17 protein-coding genes and 2 tRNA genes are annotated in these 19,419 nt (G+C 72.7%); 15 read left to right on the top strand and 4 right to left on the bottom strand.

What is annotated here, in order from left to right:
• Positions 1-25 precede the first annotated feature (25 nt).
• From ACLWS4_RS34635 to ACLWS4_RS34655, 5 genes are all read left to right on the top strand, one after another.
• Entirely contained in the window at positions 26-1,279 is a 1,254-nt protein-coding gene (locus ACLWS4_RS34635; RefSeq protein ID WP_049648966.1) for an ATP-grasp domain-containing protein, read from the top strand.
• Complete coding sequence (locus tag ACLWS4_RS34640; protein WP_416876210.1) at positions 1,276-2,625, top strand: hydrolase; 1,350 nt, start codon at positions 1,276-1,278, stop codon at positions 2,623-2,625. Before ACLWS4_RS34635 ends, ACLWS4_RS34640 begins: the two co-directional genes overlap by 4 nt.
• Complete coding sequence (locus ACLWS4_RS34645) at positions 2,622-3,878, top strand: MFS transporter (RefSeq protein WP_380782125.1); 1,257 nt, start codon at positions 2,622-2,624, stop codon at positions 3,876-3,878. Before ACLWS4_RS34640 ends, ACLWS4_RS34645 begins: the two co-directional genes overlap by 4 nt.
• A 69-nt stretch (positions 3,879-3,947) precedes the next feature.
• Positions 3,948-4,913, top strand: coding sequence for an NAD-dependent epimerase/dehydratase family protein (locus ACLWS4_RS34650; RefSeq protein WP_416876211.1), 966 nt, complete (start codon positions 3,948-3,950; stop codon positions 4,911-4,913).
• Positions 4,913-5,212: a putative quinol monooxygenase gene (locus ACLWS4_RS34655; protein WP_049648963.1), complete on the top strand. Its 300-nt coding sequence runs from the start codon at positions 4,913-4,915 to the stop codon at positions 5,210-5,212. The genes ACLWS4_RS34650 and ACLWS4_RS34655 overlap by 1 nt, the downstream gene beginning before the upstream one ends.
• A gap of 153 nt (positions 5,213-5,365) precedes the next feature.
• On the opposite strand, the gene pepN is transcribed toward ACLWS4_RS34655, so the two are convergent.
• The gene (gene pepN, locus ACLWS4_RS34660) at positions 5,366-7,930 is read right to left on the bottom strand and encodes an aminopeptidase N (RefSeq protein WP_049648962.1); all 2,565 of its coding nucleotides are present in this window, start codon (positions 7,928-7,930) and stop codon (positions 5,366-5,368) included.
• 226 nt (positions 7,931-8,156) lie between these two features.
• Here pepN and ACLWS4_RS34665 point away from each other — a divergent pair, with 226 nt between their 5' ends.
• Positions 8,157-8,789, top strand: coding sequence for a DsbA family protein (locus ACLWS4_RS34665; RefSeq protein ID WP_074000681.1), 633 nt, complete (start codon positions 8,157-8,159; stop codon positions 8,787-8,789).
• 66 nt (positions 8,790-8,855) lie between these two features.
• Here ACLWS4_RS34665 and ACLWS4_RS34670 read toward each other — a convergent pair whose 3' ends face one another.
• Positions 8,856-10,283, bottom strand: coding sequence for an amino acid permease (locus ACLWS4_RS34670; RefSeq protein WP_387827178.1), 1,428 nt, complete (start codon positions 10,281-10,283; stop codon positions 8,856-8,858).
• A gap of 266 nt (positions 10,284-10,549) precedes the next feature.
• Between ACLWS4_RS34670 and ACLWS4_RS34675 the strand changes: the two genes are divergently transcribed.
• The 4 genes from ACLWS4_RS34675 to ACLWS4_RS34690 all read left to right on the top strand — a co-directional run bounded on the left by ACLWS4_RS34675 (position 10,550) and on the right by ACLWS4_RS34690 (position 13,967).
• Positions 10,550-11,149 carry a biotin transporter BioY gene (locus tag ACLWS4_RS34675; protein ID WP_074000683.1) on the top strand — a complete coding sequence of 200 codons (600 nt, stop codon included), beginning with the start codon at positions 10,550-10,552 and terminating at the stop codon, positions 11,147-11,149.
• 79 nt (positions 11,150-11,228) lie between these two features.
• Positions 11,229-11,714, top strand: a complete 486-nt coding sequence (locus tag ACLWS4_RS34680; protein ID WP_049648958.1) for a ribose-5-phosphate isomerase — start codon at positions 11,229-11,231, stop codon at positions 11,712-11,714.
• Positions 11,715-12,042: 328 nt separating this feature from the next.
• Positions 12,043-13,269, top strand: coding sequence for a PP2C family protein-serine/threonine phosphatase (locus ACLWS4_RS34685; protein ID WP_117487763.1), 1,227 nt, complete (start codon positions 12,043-12,045; stop codon positions 13,267-13,269).
• Positions 13,270-13,769: 500 nt separating this feature from the next.
• Positions 13,770-13,967 carry a hypothetical protein gene (locus tag ACLWS4_RS34690; protein WP_049648957.1) on the top strand — a complete coding sequence of 66 codons (198 nt, stop codon included), beginning with the start codon at positions 13,770-13,772 and terminating at the stop codon, positions 13,965-13,967.
• A gap of 33 nt (positions 13,968-14,000) precedes the next feature.
• On the opposite strand, the gene ACLWS4_RS34695 is transcribed toward ACLWS4_RS34690, so the two are convergent.
• Positions 14,001-14,792, bottom strand: a complete 792-nt coding sequence (locus ACLWS4_RS34695; RefSeq protein ID WP_143204453.1) for a DUF6348 family protein — start codon at positions 14,790-14,792, stop codon at positions 14,001-14,003.
• Between the two features lie 189 nt (positions 14,793-14,981).
• Here ACLWS4_RS34695 and ACLWS4_RS34700 point away from each other — a divergent pair, with 189 nt between their 5' ends.
• Positions 14,982-15,539 (top strand): DUF6197 family protein, encoded by a 558-nt coding sequence (locus ACLWS4_RS34700; protein ID WP_375877694.1) that lies wholly within the window; start codon positions 14,982-14,984, stop codon positions 15,537-15,539.
• A 104-nt stretch (positions 15,540-15,643) separates the two neighbouring features.
• Here the strand turns inward: ACLWS4_RS34700 and ACLWS4_RS34705 are convergent.
• Positions 15,644-15,714: transfer RNA gene (locus ACLWS4_RS34705), tRNA-Gly, on the bottom strand.
• Positions 15,715-15,896: 182 nt separating this feature from the next.
• Between ACLWS4_RS34705 and ACLWS4_RS34710 the strand changes: the two genes are divergently transcribed.
• The 4 genes from ACLWS4_RS34710 to ACLWS4_RS34725 all read left to right on the top strand — a co-directional run bounded on the left by ACLWS4_RS34710 (position 15,897) and on the right by ACLWS4_RS34725 (position 19,275).
• A tRNA-Pro gene (locus ACLWS4_RS34710) sits at positions 15,897-15,970 on the top strand.
• Between the two features lie 305 nt (positions 15,971-16,275).
• The gene (gene tig / locus ACLWS4_RS34715; protein WP_074000685.1) at positions 16,276-17,667 is read left to right on the top strand and encodes a trigger factor; all 1,392 of its coding nucleotides are present in this window, start codon (positions 16,276-16,278) and stop codon (positions 17,665-17,667) included.
• A 268-nt stretch (positions 17,668-17,935) separates the two neighbouring features.
• Positions 17,936-18,556 carry an ATP-dependent Clp protease proteolytic subunit gene (locus tag ACLWS4_RS34720; RefSeq protein WP_049648988.1) on the top strand — a complete coding sequence of 207 codons (621 nt, stop codon included), beginning with the start codon at positions 17,936-17,938 and terminating at the stop codon, positions 18,554-18,556.
• Between the two features lie 56 nt (positions 18,557-18,612).
• Entirely contained in the window at positions 18,613-19,275 is a 663-nt protein-coding gene (locus tag ACLWS4_RS34725; protein WP_049648953.1) for an ATP-dependent Clp protease proteolytic subunit, read from the top strand.
• The last annotated feature ends 144 nt before the right edge of the window (positions 19,276-19,419 follow it).

Below are 19,419 nucleotides of genomic sequence, written 5' to 3' on the forward strand. Positions count from 1 at the left end.
CCACAGTCCGAAAAGGAGCACAGCCATGCACATCCTCATGATCGAGTGCAACCCGAACGGGATCGCCGGTATCGCGAACGCCCTGGAACTGGGCCACGACGTCACCCTGGTCTCGGTCGACCCCGACTTCTACCTCAGCGTCTCGCCGCTGACCGAGGCCGCCTACGCCCACCCGAACTGCCAGGTCGTCAAGAGCGAGCAGGCCTTCTCCCTCGACGAGCTGACCGACCTGGCGCGGCGGCTGCACGAGGCCAAGCCGATCCACGGCGTCACCACGTACAGCGAGTACCACACCGTGCACACCGCCGCCGTCGCCGAGGCGCTCGGCCTGCCCGGCATGAGCGTCGACGGCGCCCGCAACGCCCGGCACAAGCACCTGACCCGCACCACCCTGGCCGGCACCGGCATCCGCCAGCCGCGCTTCGCGGTGGCCACCGACCCGGCCGAGGTGGAGGCCGCCGTCCGCGAGGTCGGCTTCCCCTGCGTGGCCAAGCCCTCCGACGGCACCGCCAGCCTCCACGTCCTGCACCTCAAGGACGAGGCGGACCTGCGCGAGTACCTCGCCGAGCTGGCCCAGGTCGCCGACTACGGGCGCGGCGTCGTGCGCATCCCGGAGATCGTCATCGAGGAGTTCGTCACCGGCGAGCTGATCTCCGTCGAGTCCTGCGTGCTCGCCGGGGGAGAGGTGGTCAACCTCGGCCTGACCGACCGCTCGCTCAGCGGGTTCCCGTACTTCATCGAGATGGGCCTGACCTACTTCAGCGGCCACCCGCTCCAGGAGGAGCTGTTCGCCGCCACCACCGCCGTGCTGAACGGGCTCGGCGTGGACTTCGGCTTCATCCACACCGAGTGGCTGCTCGGCCCGGACGGCCCGGTGCTGTGCGAGGTCAACGGCCGCCTGGCCGGCGGGATCGTGCCGACCCTGATGGAGATCACCTCCGGCGTGGACCCGTACCTGGAGGTCATCCGCCAGGCCCTCGGCGAGCGGCCCGAGCTGGCCTTCCCCCGTGAGACCACGGCCAGCGGCCACTGGTTCGGCTCCCCGGTCGCCGGGACGGTCGAGGCGATCGGCTTCGACGCCCTCACCGACCTGCCCGGCTTCCACAGCGCCCTCGGCTACAAGAAGCCCGGCACGGCCGTGAACCGGCTGTCCCGCAGCAACTTCGACTGGATCGGCCACATCATCTTCACCGGCGGCGACCGGGACGAGGCCGCCAAGCGCTGCCAGGACGGCCTGGACCGCATCGACCTGCGCCTGTCGGTCGAGGTGGCCCGGTGAGCGCGGCCACCCCCGAGCAGCGGCGGCCCGCCGTACTGTCGGGCGTGGCCGTCCCCGCCCTGGACGCCGAGGCGCTGTTCGACGTGACCGTCGAGGACGGGGTCTTCACCCGGATCGAGCCCTCGGGCACCCGCCGCGGCGACGAGCCGGAGCTGTGGCCCGGCTACACCGAGACCCACGCCCACATCGCCCTGCCCGCCAACTTCGACGACACCGCCGAGGACCCGCGGATCATCGCCCTCCAGTACCTCTACCACGGCGTCACCCACGTGGTGGACATGTTCGGCTACCCGATGGTGGCCGACGCCTGGGGGGCCGGCCGGGCCGCTTCGGACCTGCCGTACCCCGAACTGGTCCACTGCGGCTACGCGGTGACGGCGATGACCAACGCGGCGGGCCTCTCCGGCCACGGCGTGGAGTTCCCGACCCCGGTGTACATGCTCGCGGTCGAGGCCGACCTCGACCAGGCGCTGCGCAACAACGCCGAGCGCGGCGCGACCTTCCTCAAGGTCATGTTCACCGACGGCACCGAGCAGCCGGGCTCCAAGGTGCGCTTCTCCCGGCTGTCGGAGCGGGTGCTGCGGTTCACCGCGCGGATCGCCGCCGAGCGCGGCATCACCGCGGTGATCGACTGCAACACGCTGGAGGAGACCCGCTGGGCCTACGACTGCGGCTTCCGGCTCTTCGCCCACACCGTCCGCGACCGCACCCTCGGCGCCGCCGAGTGGAAGGACCTGGCCGGCGCCCGGTTCGTCTCCACCCTCTCCGGGCTCCGCCCGATGGTCATGACGGCCGACGACTTCCTCGCCGCGTACGGCCGCGAGGGCTTCGCCGAGACCCAGGACGTCCGCAACCTGGACGCCGTCCGCGGCCTGGAGCAGCCGTACGGGATCACCTACGGCCTCCAGGAGACCCGCACCGGCGCGCTGGGCGACATGCGCCGCAACGCGCTGGCCGCGCTGCGCGAGGGCAACCTGCTGGTCGGCACCGACTCGGGCAACACCGGTGCCTACCACGGCTACTCCCTGCTCGGCGAGCTCGACCTGCTGCGCGGGGACGACCCCTCGCTCGCCGACGCGCTGCGCCACCAGGCCACCGTCGGCGGCCGGCGCTACTTCGACGAGCTGCGCGGCGAGTCCGGCGCCGCCCACCCGATCAGCGTCGGGGCGCCGGCCACCTACAACCTGCACGCCCCGGGCCGGCCGCTCTCCGCGCTGCCCACCGCCACCGTCGTGCGGGGGACACCGATCGACCGCCAGGCGGTCGCCCGGGCCATCGCCGGGCTCCGCGCCGCCGCGGCGGCCGGCACGACGACGCACGACACGAAGGAGGGGGCGGCCCTGTGACCGTCGACCGCAAGCGGGCGCTGATCGGCGTCAACGCCGGCATCCTGCTCGCCAACACCGGCAGCTACATCTGGTTCCCCGTGCTGGTGGCCTCGCTCGGCGGGGTGGACAGCGGCTTCTGGGCCGGCGTCGTGATGGCCATGACGTACGTCGGGCGGCTGCTCGCCACCTTCTTCTACGAGGGCGTGGCGCTGCGCATCGGCATCCGCGGTGCGGTCTTCCTCGGTACCGCCCTGGAGGCGGTGGCGCTGGGCCTGATGGGCTTCGGCACCGGGGTGCTGGTCTACGCCGTGCTCGCCTTCTTCATCGGCTTCGGCTCCGGCACCTCCTTCCCCGGCCTGAAGAACGTCCTCGCCTCCTACCCCGACGACGAGCGCCCCAAGGCCTTCTCGACCTTCCAGATGGCCGGTCAGGTGGGCGTGTTCGGCGGCGCCATGCTGGGCGCCGTGCTCGCCGACGTCGAACTGCGCACCCTGTTCTCGGTGGTGTTCGCGATCTTCCTCGCGTTCTGCCTGGCGGCCTCGTCCTTCATCCCCCGGGACGGCTTCCAGCCCCCGGCGCCGGTGGAGCCCGGGGCCGGGGCGGCGGCCCGCAAGCCGCTGTTCTCCACCGCGGTGTTCAAGGGCATCGACATCCGGGGCGCCACCCGCTACTTCCTGCTGTCGGCGGTGTTCTGGTTCCTGTCGATCGGCTTCATCGTCGGCATCCCGCTGCACATGGAGCGGTACGTGCCGCAGTGGGCGCCGTCCTCGCCGTTCTGGATCACCGGGCTGAGCATCCTGGTGCTCCAGTACCCGGTGTTCAAGTTCCTGATCGGCCGGTTCAGCCCGGCCGTGGTGATGGCGATCGGCCTCACCGGCATGACGGTGGCGTTCACCGCCCTCGGCGCGGGGCGCGGCGCGGCCTGGGTGGTGGTCGGGGCGCTGACGGTGGTGCTGGGCGAGATCCTCTTCGTGCCGTCCTTCGACATGTGGATCGCCCGCAAGGTCCCCGAGCGCCAACTCGCCAAGGCGATGGGGGCGATGCACTTCTTCCGCAGCGCCGGGAACATGGCCGGCTCGGTGCTCGCCGGTGTGCTGTTCGACCTGTCGCGCTCCGCCGGGGTGCCGGGCGCGAACTGGTACGTCGACGCGGTGGTGGCCGCCGGCTGCGCGGTGGTCTGCCTGGTGGGCCGGGCGGAGGGCACCGAGGCCGCGGCGGCCCAGGAGGCGGAGGCGGGCAGCTCGGACGCCGTGGGCGCCGCGTCCGCCTGACAGAACCCGAGCGGTCGCGCGTCGCGGGGCCGCGGACGGAACGAGAGAGAAAGAGACAGGAAAGAGCAGATGGCAGACATTTGCGTCATCGGCGGGACCCGCTACTTCGGCAAGCTGCTGGTGCGCCGGCTGCTGGCGGCCGGCCACCGCGTCACCCTCGTCACCCGCGGCCGGACCCCGGACCCGTTCGGGGACTCCGTCCGACGGCTGCGCGCGGACGTCAACCGTCCCGGCGAGCTGGCCGAGGCGGTCGCCGGGGAGCGGTTCGACGCCGTGGTGCACCAGATGTGCTACACCCCCAACGCCGCCGTGGAGGCCTGCGAGGCCTTCGGGGACCGGGCCGGGAAGCTGGTGCTGACCAGCACCATCGAGGTCTACAACCGGGACACCTTCCGCGGGCCGGTCGCCGCACCGGAGTTCGGCGCGCTCGCCCGCGAGGAGGAGCTCGACCCGGCCGGCTACCCGTACGACCTCGCCCTGCCCTGGCAGGACGACGACTACCTGGAGGCCAACTACGGCGAGGGCAAGCGCCAGGCCGAGGCCGCGGTGACCGACCGCGCCCGGGTGCCGGTGCTGCTGGCCCGGGTGGCCCACGTGCTGGCCGAGGAGGGCGACTTCACCGGCCGCTACCGCTTCCACGTCGACCGGATCCGGGACGGGCGGCCGATCGTGGCCCATGCCGGGCCGGGCCGGACCTCGCTGGTGCGGGCCGAGGACGCGGCCGGCTTCCTCGCCTGGGCGGCAGTGAACGAGGTGACCGGCGCGGTCAACGTGGCCTCCCCGGACACCGCCGACGTCTACGATGTCGTTGCCTCGGTGGAGGGGGCGACCGGGCTGACGGCCCAGGTCATCGAGAAGGAGGACCCGGCGGGCGACCCCGACCTGTCCCCGTTCTCCTGCCCGGCCGACTTCGCGATGTCGGCCGACCGGGCCGCCTCGCTCGGCTACCGGTTCACCCCCATCGCCGAGTGGCTGCCCGCGCTCGGCCGGGCCGCCGCCGCCGACACCGATCCCACCACCGCCAAGGAGCAGTGATGTTCGACCTCATCGTCATCGTCAGGGTCACCGAGCCGGACGGCGTCCCGGCGGTCGCCGACGCCCTGGCCCGGATGCGGCCGCTGTGCCTCGCCGAGGACGGCTGCGTCAGCTGGGAGGCGTACCACTCGCAGGACGACCCGGGCCGCTTCGTCCTGGTGGAGCGCTGGGCGACCCGGGAGGCCTGGGAGGCGCACGACGGCGGCGACGCGATCCAGAAGGTCTACATCCCGGACATCCTGCCGCGGGTCGAGCGCGAGGTGCACCCCAGCGTTCCGGTCTCCGTGAGCGCCGGCTGAGCACCGGCTGAGCGCGCCGGCTGAGTGCACCGGCCGCGCCGGAGAACGGCCGTGGGCCCCGGCCCGCCCCTGGTTTCCAGGAGCGGGCCGGGGCCCACGGCCTCTACCGCGTACGGCTGTCGCGGCGCGGTCGGTGCGGCGTACGGCGGCCCGTCAGATCCGGTCGCAGGCCTGCGCCCGCAGCGCGCGGGCCAGGTCGTCCCGGCGCTCCAGTACCAGGCGGCGCAGCGCCGGCGCGGCCTGCGGGTGCCCGGCCAGCCAGCCGTCGGCCTCGGCCAGGGTCTGCTCGGAGGCCTGGGCGAGCGGGAAGAAGCCGCCGACGATCCGGATCGCGATCTCGATGGTCCGGTCGGCCCAGACCCGCTCCAGCAGCTTGAAGTACGGCGCCGCGTAGAGGGCCGTCAGGTCGCGCTGGGAGGGGATCGAGAAGCCCCCGGTGTTGGCCTCGACCAGGGCGCTCGGCAGCTCGTCCGAGTCGATGACGGCCGACCAGGCGGCGGCCTTGGCCTCCGCGGTGGGCCGGGCGGCCAGGCACTGGGTGTGGTGCCGCTTGCCGCTCGCGGTGTTGTCGGCGGCCAGCTCGGCGTCGAGCTCCTCGTCGGCGGCCTGGCCGGCCGCGGCCAGCGCCAGCCACAGCGACCAGCGCAGGTCCTGGTCGACCTCCAGGCCGTCGATCCGGGCGCTGCCGGACAGCAGGCCGCGGACCAGGCCGAGGTGCTCGGCGCCGCCCGCGGTCTGGGCGAGGAAGCGGGCCCAGGCCAGCTGGTGGTCGCTGCCGGGGACGGCCTCGCGCAGCTCGCGCAGGGCGCCGTCGGCGAGCAGCCGGCCGCCCTCGCCGCGCCAGGCCGGGTCGGCGTACAGGTCGACGGCGGTCTTGGCCTGGGCGTGCAGCGACTGGAGCACGCCGATGTTGCCCTCCTGGCCGGCGAAGCGCAGCACCAGGGCGACGTAGTCGCGGGCCGGCATCAGGCCGTCCCGGGTGAGGTTCCAGACCGCGGACCAGGTCAGCGCCCGGGCCAGCTCGTCGCGGATCTCGCCGAGGCCGGCCCGCAGGTTCTCCAGCGACTCCTCGTCGAAGCGGATCTTGCAGTAGGTCAGGTCGTCGTCGTTGAGCAGCACCAGCGCCGGGCGGGGCAGGCCGGCGGCCTCGGTGACGACGGTCCGGGCGCCGGTGACGTCCAGCTCGATCCGCCCGGTGCGCACCAGGGCGCCGTCCGCGTCCCGGTCGTACAGGCCGACCGCGATCCGGTGCGGGCGCAGCACGTCGCCGTCCTGGAGCACGGCCAGCTCGGTGATCCGGCCCTCGGCGTCGGTGGTGACCTGCGGGGTGAGCGCGTTGACCCCGGAGGTCTGCAGCCAGGCGGCGGCCCAGGCCTTGAGGTCGCGGCCGCTGGTCTCCTCCAGCACCTCCAGCAGGTCGCCCAGCTCGGTGTTGCCGAAGGCGTGGCGCTTGAAGTAGCGGCGGGCGCCCTCGAAGAACGCCTCCGAACCGACGTACGCCACCAGCTGCTTGAGGACGGAGGCGCCCTTGGCGTAGGTGATGCCGTCGAAGTTGAGCTTGGCGTCCTCCAGGTCCCGGATGTCCGCGGTGATCGGGTGGGTGGTGGGGAACTGGTCCTGCCGGTAGGCCCAGGCCTTGCGCTGGTTGGCGAAGGTGACCCAGGCCGAGGAGTAGCGGGTGCGGGCGCCGATCAGGCCGTAGGAGCCCATGAAGTCGGCGAAGGACTCCTTCAGCCACAGGTCGTCCCACCAGCGCATGGTGACCAGGTCGCCGAACCACATGTGCGCCATCTCGTGCAGGATGACGTTCGCCCGGGCCTCGTACGCGGCGTCGGTGACCTTCGAGCGGAAGACGTACTCCTCGCGGAAGGTGACGCAGCCGGGGTTCTCCATCGCGCCGATGTTGTACTCGGGGACGAAGGCCTGGTCGTACTTGCCGAAGGGGTACGGGTAGTCGAACTGCTCGTGGAAGAAGTCGAGTCCGAGCTTGGTGACGCCGAGGATCTCGTCCGCGTCGAAGTACGGGGCCAGCGACTTGCGGCACATCGCGGAGAGCGGGATCTCCAGCGCGGTGCCGTCGGCCAGTTCGCGGCGGTAGTGGTCGCGGGCGACGTGGTACGGGCCGGCGACGACGGCGGTGAGGTAGGTGGAGATCGGCCTGGTCGGCGCGAACTCCCAGGTGCGGGCGCCGTCCTGCTCGGTGACGTCCTCGTGCGGGGCGTTGGAGCGCACGTCCCAGGCGGCCGGGGCGGTCACGGTGAAGGTGAACGGGGCCTTCAGGTCGGGCTGCTCGAAGTTCGCGAACACCCGGCGGGCGTCGGCCGGCTCGTAGTGGGTGTAGAGGTAGGTCTCGCCGTCCACCGGGTCGACGAAGCGGTGCAGGCCCTCGCCGGTGCGGCTGTAGGCGCAGTCCGCCTCGACGGTCAGCACGTTCTCGGCGGCGAGGCCGTCGACGTGCACCCGGGCGCCGTCGTAGGCGGTGGCCGGGTCGAGGGCGCGGCCGTTGAGGGTGACCGAGCGGACGGCGGGGGCGAGCAGGTCGAGGAAGGTGTCCGCACCGGGCTGGGAGCAGCGGAAGGTGACGGTGGTGGTGGAGCGGAAGGTGCCGGCCTCCCGGTCCGGGGCCGAGGTCACGTCCAGCCGGACCTGGTAGCCGTCCACGGCCAGGATGCTGGCCCGCTGCTGCGCCTCGTCGCGGCTGAGGTTCTTGCCCGGCACGGCGGTACTCCTTTGTCCGGCTCGCACGGTGGTGCGCCTGTGGGTGGTGCGGTCTCGGCGCGGGGTGTGCCCCGCGCACGCGGGGTCATCCTTTCACGCCCCGCGGCGTCAGTACCATTGCACAGGCCGCCGCGTTCGCACCGGAATCAGCGGTGCGGGGCGGGTGTTGGCGTTCCCGGGGCGGAACTCCTCCGTGTCCCGGACCACCTCACGAAGGGCACCCGCAGTGACGACTGCCGCTGAGCGCAAGACCGCCGACTTCTGGTTCGACCCGGCCTGTCCGTGGGCGTGGATGACCTCCCGCTGGCTGATCGAGGTCCAGCAGGTGCGTCCGGTCGACGTGCGCTGGCACGTGATGAGCCTGTCGGTGCTCAACGAGCACCGGGACCTCCCGGAGAACTACCGGGAGCTGCTGGACAACGCCTGGGGCGCGGTGCGGGTCTGCGTCGCCGCCGCCGAGCAGCACGGGCCGGAGGTGCTCGGCCGGCTCTACACCGAGCTGGGCGTGCGCTTCCACAACCAGGGCCTGCCGCAGAACCGGGAGACCGTCGAGGCCGCCCTGGTGGCCGCGGGCCTGCCCGCCGAGCTGGCCGCCGCGGCCGACACGGACGCGTACGACGAGGCCCTGCGCGCCTCGCACCAGGAGGGCATCACCCTGGTCGGCGAGGACGTCGGCACCCCGGTGATCGCGGTCGAGGGCGCGGACGGCGAGCGGGTGGCCTTCTTCGGCCCGGTGGTCACCCCCGCCCCGAAGGGCGAGGCCGCGGCCCGGCTGTGGGACGGCACCCTGCTGGTGGCCTCCACCCCGGGCTTCTACGAGATCAAGCGCACCCGTACGGCCGGCCCGTCCTTCGAGTAACGGCGCCGGACACGCGGCAGGGCCCGGTACCGAGCGGTACCGGGCCCTGCCGCGTGCGCGGGGAGGTCAGCGGAGCGCGGCGGCGTCCCGGCGCTGCTTGAGCAGCCCGGCGACGGTGAGCGCCGCGACCAGCACGCCGGCCGCGTACAGCTGCTGGCGGTTGCCCTCGGTGGTGGTCATCAGGGCGAGGATGCCGGCCACGGCGGCCATCGCGATCCAGGTCAGGTACGGGTAGCCCCACATCTTCACGGTGAGCAGCTCGGGGGCCTCGCGCTCCAGCCGGCGGCGCATCCGCAGCTGGACCACGCAGATGAACAGCCAGACCACCAGGATCGCCACGCCGGTGGTGTTCATCAGCCAGGTGAACACGGTGTCCGGCCAGAACTTGGCGGCCAGCACGGCGCCGAAGCCGAACAGACAGGAGGCCAGGACGGCTCTGCGCGGCACCCCGCCGCCGACCTTGGCCAGCGCCTTGGGGCCCTGGCCGCGGCCGACCAGCGAGTACGCCATCCGGGAGGCGCCGTAGATGTTGGCGTTCATCGCGGACAGCAGCGCGACCAGCACCACCACCTGCATGATCAGTCCGGCGGCGGGCACCCCGAGGTGGCTCAGCACGGTGACGTACGGGCCGTCCGCGACGACCTTCGGGTCCTTCCAGGAGACCAGGGTGACCACCAGGGCCATCGAGCCGATGTAGAAGATCGCGATCCGCCACACCGCGGTGCGCACGGCGTTGGCGACGTTCTTCTTGGGGTCGTCGGACTCGGCGGCGGCGATGGTCACGGTCTCCAGACCGCCGTACGCGAAGACCGAGGCGAGCAGGCCGACGATCAGCCCGCTGACGCCGTTGGGCAGGAAGCCGCCCTCGCCGGTGAGGTTGTGCGCGCCGGGGGCGCCGGGGCCGATCACCCCGGCGATGCCGAGCCCGCCGAGGACCAGGAAGGCGATGATCGCGGTGATCTTGATGGCGGCGAACCAGAACTCGAACTCGCCGAAGTTCTTCACCGCGGTGAGGTTGCTGGCGCAGAAGAAGGCCATGAACAGGGCGACCCAGACCCAGGCGGAGACGCCGGGTATCCAGCCGTTGACGATCTTCCCGGCGGCGGTGGCCTCGGCGGCGACGCCGCAGCAGAGCATCACCCAGTACATCCAGCCGGCCGTGATCCCGGCCCAGGGGCCGATCTCCTTCTCGGCGTGCACCGAGAACGAGCCGGAGGCGGGGCGGGCGGCGGACATCTCACCGAGCATCCGCATGATCAGCATGACCAGGAGGCCGGAGAGCACGAACGCCAGGATGATCGCCGGGCCGGCGGCCGCGATGCCGGCGCCGGAGCCGACGAAGAGGCCGGCGCCGATCACGCCGCCGAGGGCGATCATGGACAGGTGGCGCTGCTTCAGGCCGTGGGTGAGCTGCTGGCCACCCGGCGCCGGGGCCGCGGCCGGTCGGGTGCCGTCGGGGGTCCCGGGCGCCGTAGGGGCGGAAGTGGGGGCCATAGGGGTGGTTCCAGACTGTGCGGTATGCGACATGAGCTGTCCAATATCCGGCGCCGCCGCTGTCCATGCCAAAGATGATCGGTTCGGGCCCAGTATGCGGACCATGCCGAAACCCAAAGTGATCATGTTGTGACCAGGGGTTGTCCCGAGCCGGTTCCGACAACGCCCGAGGGCGGGGGTTTGTCCGAAACCGTGCCGTTCGCCCAGTGGATCACCGCGTAGGTTCACAGGTGTTCACTCACCTGGACTCTCACGGAGGAGCCCCGATGGCCACTGCCACCACCCCGATACCGCGCCGCGCCGTCCTCGCCGACCTGCTGCCCGCCGCCTCCACCCGCCTCGGCGCCCAGGCCCGCGACCTGGCCCTGGTGGCCGGCGGCGCCGCGCTGACCGGCGTGGCCGCCCAGCTGTCGGTCAACGTCCCCGGCTCGCCGGTCCCGGTCACCGGCCAGACCTTCGCCGCCCTGCTGGTCGGCACCGCGCTCGGCACCCGCCGCGGCGCCGCCTCGCTGGTGCTGTACCTGCTGGCCGGCATGGCGGGCCTGCCCTGGTTCACCGGCGGCGCCACCGGCTGGGCGTTCCCGACCTTCGGCTACGTGCTCGGCTTCGTCGTCGCCGCCGCCCTGACCGGCGCGCTGGCCCGCCGGGGCGCCGACCGCACCCCGGTCAACACCGCCGTCACCATGGTCCTCGGCAGCCTCGCCATCTACGCGGTCGGCGTCCCGTACCTCGCCCTGTCGCTGCACGTCCCGCTCGCCCGCGCCGCCGAGCTCGGCCTCTACCCGTACCTGGTCGGCGACGCCCTCAAGGCCGCCCTCGCCGCCGGCGCCCTGCCGCTGGCCTGGAAGCTGCTCGGCCGGCGCTGACCACCCCCGCCGCGCCGACCGCTCCCCGCCGGCGCCCCCGTTGTCGGGCCCGGGCGCACGCGCATGCCACACTCATGGCATGCGCGTGTACCTGGGCTCAGACCATGCCGGATACGAACTGAAGAACCACCTCGTGGAGTGGCTCAAGGGGGCCGGCCACGAGCCGGTCGACTGCGGGCCGCACATCTACGACGCCGAGGACGACTACCCGCCGTTCTGCCTGCGCGCCGCCGAGCGCACCGCCGCCGACGAGGACGCCCTGGGCATCGTCATCGGCGGCTCGGGCAACGGCGAGGCGATCGCCGCCAACAAGGTCAAGGGCGTCCGGGCCGCGCTGGCCTGGAGCGCGCAGACCGCCGAGCTCGGCCGTCAGCACAACAACGCCAACGTGATCTCCATCGGCGGCCGCATGCACACGGTCGAGGAGGCCACCGGCTTCGTCGAGGTCTTCCTCAAGACCCCCTACAGCGGCGAGGCCCGGCACACCCGCCGGATCGAGATGCTGAGCGAGTACGAGACCACCGGCGAGCTCCCGCCGATCCCGGCCCACCACCCGCAGGGCTGATCCCGCCACCCACCCTCTCCGGCGGCCGGCCGCACGCTCCCGTGCGACCGGCCGCCGCCGTCTCCGGGCCCCGGAAGCGCGTGACGCGCCCGGAACGGCCCCGCGCCGCCTGTGGGATCGGCCACAGGCCCCCGCGCGCCGGAACCCCCGCGCGCGGGGCGCACGCGCCGCCCGCACGGTTCGTACGCCCAACCCGCGCAGGCCTCCTGACGGCACGCCCGCAACCGTTCCGATCGGCCGAAACCCGGTGGACGCCCCGCACTCCGGCGCCACCGCCCGCCCCCGTCCCGTCGACGCCGGGCGGTGCCCGTGGATAGGGTCGGACCCCATGGCTGGCAGAGCGCCGGGCACACCGCCCCAGACGACTGCGACGAGGCCCGGCGCCGCCCCGGCGTCCGAGTCCGTGACGGCCCGGTTGCGCAAGAGGCTCCGCCGGGTCCGCCGAAGGCTGCGCACGGCCGGGGTGGACTACTTCCGCGGCGGCGCCGCCGACTGGCCGGTGCTCTGCGCGCTCGCCCTGCTCGTCCCGCTGCTGATCATGCTCAACATCTGGATCCCCGGCTGGGCCCCGCCCACCTCCCTGGTCCTGCCGATCCTGGCCGGCGCCCTGCTGCTGCGCCCCGGCAGCCTGGTGGTGCTCTACGCGCTGGCCGCCCTCGGCCTCTCCTCCGAGTCCGTGATCCACACCGGCCAGCGGGTCGCCAGCGACAACCCCGAGGCGTACCTCTACGGGGTGACCCCGGGCGCGGCCCTGGTGGTCGGCGCCGCCGGCGTGGGCGGCCTGCTGCTCGCCCAGTTCCGGGCCCGGGTCGGCGTGCCCTGGTGGGGCGGCTCCACCATGCTGTTCGACCTGCGCGAGCGGCTGCGGGTGCAGAGCCGGGTGCCCGAGCTGCCGGACGGCTGGCACGCGGACATGGCGCTGCGCCCGGCCGGCGGCCAGTCCTTCTCCGGCGACTTCGTGGTCGCCGCGCGCACCGGCCCCGGCCAGCGGCTGCTGGAGGTGGTCCTCGCGGACGTCTCCGGCAAGGGCATGGACGCCGGCTCCCGCGCCCTGCTGCTCTCCGGCGCCTTCGGCGGCCTGGTCGGCTCGCTGCCCGCGCACGACTTCCTGCCCGCCGCCAACGGCTACCTGCTGCGCCAGTCCTGGGAGGAGGGCTTCGCCACCGCCGTCCACCTGGTGCTGGACCTGGACACCGGCGAGTACGAGCTGCTCTCGGCCGGGCACCTGCCGGGCATGCAGCGGCTGGCGGGGGAGGGGCGCTGGGAGGTCAAGCAGGCCGAGGGCCCGCTGCTGGGGATCTACGACGGCGCCAAGTTCGAGGGCGTGCGCGGCCGGCTGAACCGGGGCGACGTGCTGATGCTGTGCACCGACGGCATGGTCGAGGCGCCGGGCCGGGACCTCGGGGAGGGCATGGACCGGCTGATGGGGGAGGCGGACCGGCTGGTGCCCGGCGGCGGACCCGGCACGGGCGCGGGCGCCGCGGGCGCGCTGATCGAGACGGTCGCCCGGGACATCAACGACGACCGCGCCGTGCTGCTGCTCTGGCGCGACTGACGCCCGCCGACGCCCGCCCGGCCCCCGTCGCCGGGGCACATGCCGGAGGCAGCCGCGGCTGTCAAGCCTGGCAGCTGATCTTCAGCCAAATCGGACGCCCCGTCGACTGACCGGACCACTGGCTTCCGTTACCCGCCCCCGACGGTTTCCCGGCCGCTCAGCACGGCCCCGCCGACGATTCGTCAGGACGGCTCCGCTATCGTCCCGGTCGGCGGAAACTCGTCTCGCATCGCAGGATATCGGCGTTGGGCTGACTTTCAGACCTTTACGCAATCGGCACGGTCGACCACACTGAGTCCGGGCGGGACTGTTCAGGATTCGGGGGATAGGGGGCGTCACGTGCGGCACGACAGACAGCGGTCGACCGCGGGCTCCCTCACCGGCGGTGTGCCGGACGGTCCGCGATTCCGCCTCGGGACCGTCGGACAGGCCGGGGTCCGGCTTTCGCAGGTGCCGCCGGGCGGCGGCACCACGCTATGAAAACGAGGAAGTGAGTCCGGGTGGCACTCTCCGTCTCCGCACTGGTCCTGTTCGCGATCCTGTGCATCATCTTCATCCGCAACAAGCAGATGAAGATCCCGCACGCGATCGTCGCCGCCCTGTTCGGCTTCATGCTGCACGAGACCACGGTCGCGACCTCCATCAACTCCCTGCTGGCCAACCTCGCGCACAGCATCTCCGGCATCACCGGAGGCTGATCCGGCCGGGCCGTCCGCACCCCCGCCGCGGGGCTACCGGCCGGCCCGTCTGGCTTCCCGCCAGCGAGCGAACAGTCCCCGGGGGCGCGCGGCCGCCGGGGCCGGGACACGCATCGGTGCGGGTGCCACGGCACCCGCCGACGTGTGCTGCCCCGACGCCGCCGGCTCGGCCGTCAGCAGGACGAACAGCCGGGCCCAGCACAGCCGTTCACCCCGCGGCCAGTCCAGCGCGCGCAGCGCCGCCGAGGCCGCCTCCGACACCTCGCCGCCCACCCGGACCTCGGCGACGTCGTCCCCCGCCTTGCCGCCCAGGAAGAGCTTGACGCCCACCGGCCCGGTCCCGGTCAACTCCGCGCGCAGCGCGGGCGCGAGCGCCGGCAGCACCCGGTGCTCGGCCAGCCAGCCCGCCAGGTGCTCGTTGCCGAAGCCGAACACCGCGGCCGGCCCCTGCACCGCCCGCCAGCCCGGGAGTTCGGGCAGGGCCGGGCGGTCGGCGTGCACCCCGCGGCCCTCCGCGAACTCGACCAGCACCGGGGCGGTGGTGGTCGCCCACATCTTCACCGCGTTGGCGAGCTTCTCCTCCTCGGTCTTGCCGAGGCCGGCCGCGCAGTCCCACACCACCGGGGCGTCCGCCCGGCCCAGGTGCAGCACGAAGCCGAGGTCCACGTGCCCGGCGCCGTCGTCCCCGGGGTGCTCGCGGACCGCCACCGCCGTGGTGCCGGGGCCGCGGACCACCTCGCCGTCCGGGCGGAACACCTGGCCCAGCCGCGCCATCTCGCGGACCACACAGCGCTGTATGACGGCCAGCCGCTCCTGAGGACCCACCGGGACTCCTCCACCTCGGGAGCGCGCGGATGAGGTCGCGCTCGAACTCCGCTCGAACGCCGCCGAGGCTATCGGCCTGGCAGCCCACCGGGAAACCGTGCGGACCCCGCGGCCCTCCGGTCGCGGAAATGTCCGGAATGCCCCACTTTGGGCAGCGGAACCTGAAGGCCGTCCGCCCGGAGGACCCGCATGCCCCGCAGCGCCGCCCCGCCCCCGCCCGTCCTCCTCGCCCCCGCTCCGCCGCCGTTCGGCCCCGCGGACTCCGGACTGGTCGCCGAGATCGAGGCCTACCTCGCCTCGCTGCCCGCCCCCGCGCGCACCCCGGTGCCGTACGTCTGCCCGTACGGCAGCACCATGCGGCCCTGGCAGGCCGGCCACCCCGAGCCCCGGGCCACCCTGCTCGACCGGGCGCTGGGCCGGCCCGCCCGGCCCGTCCCGGTCGCGGCGGCCGACCACCTCAGGCTCGCCTCCCGCTACATCGGGGCGCACGGCTGGCTCCAGGGCGCGATGTGGGACGAGGCCGGCCGGGTCTGCCTGCTCGGCGCGCAGGCCGCCGTCCTGGCGCACGGCTACGGCACCCCGGCCACCGTGCGCACCGCCCGGGTCCAGCTGATGGAGGTGCTGCACGCCACCGGCCGCCCGGCGCGCTCCCCGGACGAGTACAACGACCGCCCGACCACCCGGGAGGGCGACGTCCACCAGCTGCTGGACCGGGCCGCCGCCCGGGCCGCCCGGCTCGGGCTCTGAGGCCCCGCGATGCCTCCGGGTGCCCCGCGATGCCCCCTGGGGGCTTCCGGGCGGGAAAACGTCGACGGCCCCGGTGTGCTGGGCACACCGGGGCCGGACCGGAGAGCGGGCGACGAGAATCGAACTCGCGTGACTAGTTTGGAAGACTAGGGCTCTACCATTGAGCTACGCCCGCACGACCTTCCCAGCCGTCACCGGCCGGAAGTTCGGGGGACAGCCTACCTGGTCCGGCCGCCCGCGTGCACACCGGATCGCGCACACCCCCTGCGCGCCCGCGCGGTATATCCCGCGTCGCGCCCGGGCGGATTTTGTCGGCGAGCCGCCCAGGCCCGGCGTGTACGCTTCCTCTCGGCACCACGGGGTGTGGCGCAGTTTGGTAGCGCGTCCGCTTTGGGAGCGGAAGGCCGTCGGTTCGAATCCGGTCACCCCGACAGTGCGGCAGGGTCTCGTCCGTAGGGGCGGGGCCCTGTTCTGTCTCGGCGCTCCCGGACGGCGGTACGGTGGCGCCTGGCGTCCGCCTTTGGTGGTACCGGTAGGATGGGGCGCTGGCGGTAGTCCCTGTGGCGTCAACCCAGGTCAACCGCACGAGGGCGAGGAGTCAAGCTCACCGTCCACCCCACGGGAGATGCAGCTCCAACCGCCCATCGCCCGTCTCGTCCGACCCCCCTTCCGGCTCCGTCCGGACGACGGGGACGGGCGGAGACAACCTGACCGCAAGCCCCTAGGAGACCTAACCGTGAAGAGCGCCGTCGAGACTCTGAACCCGACCCGGGTTCGACTCACCGTCGAGGTGCCCTTCGAGGAGCTCAAGCCCAGCCTCGACGCGGCGTACAAGAAGATCAACCAGCAGGTCTCGGTCCCGGGCTTCCGCAAGGGCAAGATCCCGAACCGGGTCATCGACCAGCGCTTCGGCCGTGGCGCCGTGCTGGAGGAGGCCGTCAACGACGCCCTGCCGCGCTTCTACACGCAGGCCGTCGACGAGGGCAAGATCGAGGTCCTCGGACAGCCCGACATCACCAACATCGAGGGTGTCGAGAAGATCGCTGATGGCGGCGACCTGAAGTTCACCGCCGAGGTGGACGTTCGTCCCGAGGTCACCCTGCCGGAGTTCTCCTCCATCGAGGTGACCGTCGACCCGATCGCCGTCTCCGACGAGGACATCGAGAAGTCGCTGGAGCAGCTGCGCGAGCGCTTCTCCTCGGTCAAGGACGTCGAGCGCGCCGCCGCCGCCGGTGACATCGTGGTCGTCGACCTGGTGGCCAAGGTCGACGGCGAGGTGCCGGAGGACGGCACCGCCAACGGCGTCAGCTACGAGATCGGCTCGGGCCGTCTGATCGACGGCATCGACGAGGCCGTCATCGGCCTGTCGGCCGGCGAGGAGAAGACCTTCGAGACCGAGCTCAAGGGTGGCACCCAGGCGGGCAAGACCTCCGAGGTCTCCGTCACCGTCACCGCCGTCCAGGAGAAGGAGCTGCCCGAGCTGGACGACGAGTTCGCCCAGCTGGCCAGCGAGTTCGACACCCTGGAGGACCTGCGCGCCGACTCCCGCAAGCGCCTGGAGCGCATGAAGGAGTACGACCAGGCCACCCAGGCCCAGGAGAAGGTCCTGGACGCGCTGCTCGCGCTGGTTGAGATCGAGTACCCCGAGAAGCTTCTCAAGGACGAGGTCGAGACCCGCAAGCACAACGTGGAGCACCACCAGCTCCAGCCGATGGGCCTCACCATCGACGCGTACCTGGAGACCCAGGGCAAGACCCGCGAGGAGTGGGACGCGGAGATCGAGGAGCAGGCGAAGAAGGGCATCAAGACCCAGTTCGTCCTGGACCAGATCGTCGCCAACGAGGAGCTGGGTGTTAACCAGGAGGAGCTCACCGAGCACCTCATCCGCCGCGCCGCCGGCTCGGGCCTGACCCCGGACCAGTTCGCGCAGCAGGTCGTCCAGGGCGGCCAGGTTCCGCTGCTGGTCGGCGAGGTCGCCCGCGGCAAGGCGCTGGCCACCGTGGTCGAGGCCGCCAAGGTCGTCGACACCGAGGGCAACGAGGTCAACTTCGACGACGAGGACGAGACGGCCGAGACCGTCGAGGCCGCCGCCGAGGAGACCGCCACCGAGGAGAAGACCGAGGCCTGAGCGCCCCGGTAGCCCCTTCCGGCCGCAGCGGGCCCGGACGCCGTACGGTGTCCGGGCCCGCTGTCGTCCGGCCCGGCGGCCGCCGCGACCCTGCGCTCACAGCGAACAGTTCTGCGTGAGGGATTCTGCGGCCGGGCCTGCGCGTTAGGGTCCTTGGACAGCAACAATCACGACGTGATACCCGGAAGCTGTGCGACACCGCGACGGCCGTGGAGCGACCGTCCAAATCGACTGAGCAGGTGGCTAAGTGACGTTCCCGCAGATGCAGATGCCTGGCCCGATGGCACCGCACGCCGCCGCTGGTGACGTGCTCGGCGGCCTTGGCGACCAGGTCTACAACCGGTTGCTCAACGAGCGGATCATCTTCCTCGGCCAGGCGGTGGACGACGACATCGCCAACAAGATCACCGCGCAGCTGCTGCTGCTGGCCGCGGACCCGGAGAAGGACATCTTCCTCTACATCAACTCCCCGGGCGGCTCGATCTCGGCCGGCATGGCGATCTACGACACCATGCAGTACATCAAGAACGACGTCGTCACCATCGCGATGGGCATGGCGGCCTCGATGGGCCAGTTCCTGCTCACCGCGGGCGCCCCGGGCAAGCGCTTCTCGCTGCCGAACTCCACGATCCTGATGCACCAGCCCTCCGCGGGCCTCGGCGGTTCCGCCACCGACATCCGGATCCAGGCCGAGCAGCTGCTCCGCACCAAGAAGCGGATGTCCGAGCTGATCGCGCACCACAGCGGCCAGTCCTTCGAGCAGATCACCGCCGACTCCGACCGCGACCGCTGGTTCACCCCGGAGGAGGCCCTGGAGTACGGCCTCATCGACGCGATCATGCACAGCGCCGCGGACGTCCCCGGCGGCGGCGGCACGGGCGCTGCCTGAGCCTCGGCCCGGCCCGCGACACCACAGCCCCAACGCCTCGGAGGACAAGGACCCCCATGAACATCCCCAGCCTGTCGGCCGCCCAGGCCCGCGTCGAGGACATGCGCGCCGAGGGCCGCTACATCGTCCCGCGCTTCGTCGAGCGCACCACGCAGGGCATCCGCGAGTACGACCCGTACGCCAAGCTGTTCGAGGAGCGCATCATCTTCCTCGGCTCGCAGGTCGACGACGTCTCGGCGAACGACATCATGGCGCAGCTGCTGTGCCTGGAGTCGATGGACCCGGACCGCGAGATCCAGATGTACATCAACTCGCCCGGCGGCTCGTTCACGGCCCTGACGGCCATCTACGACACCATGCAGTACGTGAAGCCGGACATCACCACGGTCTGCATGGGCCAGGCGGCCTCCGCCGCGGCCGTGCTGCTCGCGGCCGGCACCCCCGGCAAGCGGATGGCGCTGCCGAACGCCCGGATCCTGATCCACCAGCCGTACACCGAGACCGGCCGCGGCCAGGTGTCCGACCTGGAGATCCAGGCCAAGGAGATCTTCCGGATGCGCGAGCAGCTGGAGGAGATGCTGTCCAAGCACTCCAACCGGACGGCGGAGCAGGTGCGCGAGGACATCGAGCGCGACAAGATCCTGACCGCCGAGGAGGCCGCCGAGTACGGCCTGATCGACCAGATCATCTCCACCCGCAAGACCTCGCTGACCTCCTGAGGTCGGCTCCCTCCGGCCCGCGAGCGGGTCGGCGGGGCCCGTCGGGGCGGGGGGGGCCCCCCCGGGGGCCCCCCCCCCCCGCCCCGCCCGCGGGCCCCGGGCCCGCCCCAGGGGGGGTGACAAAACCCCCCCGGGGGGGGGCGC

The organism is Kitasatospora sp. SC0581 (assembly GCF_048159585.1).
Taxonomy (GTDB): Bacteria; Actinomycetota; Actinomycetes; order Streptomycetales; family Streptomycetaceae; genus Kitasatospora.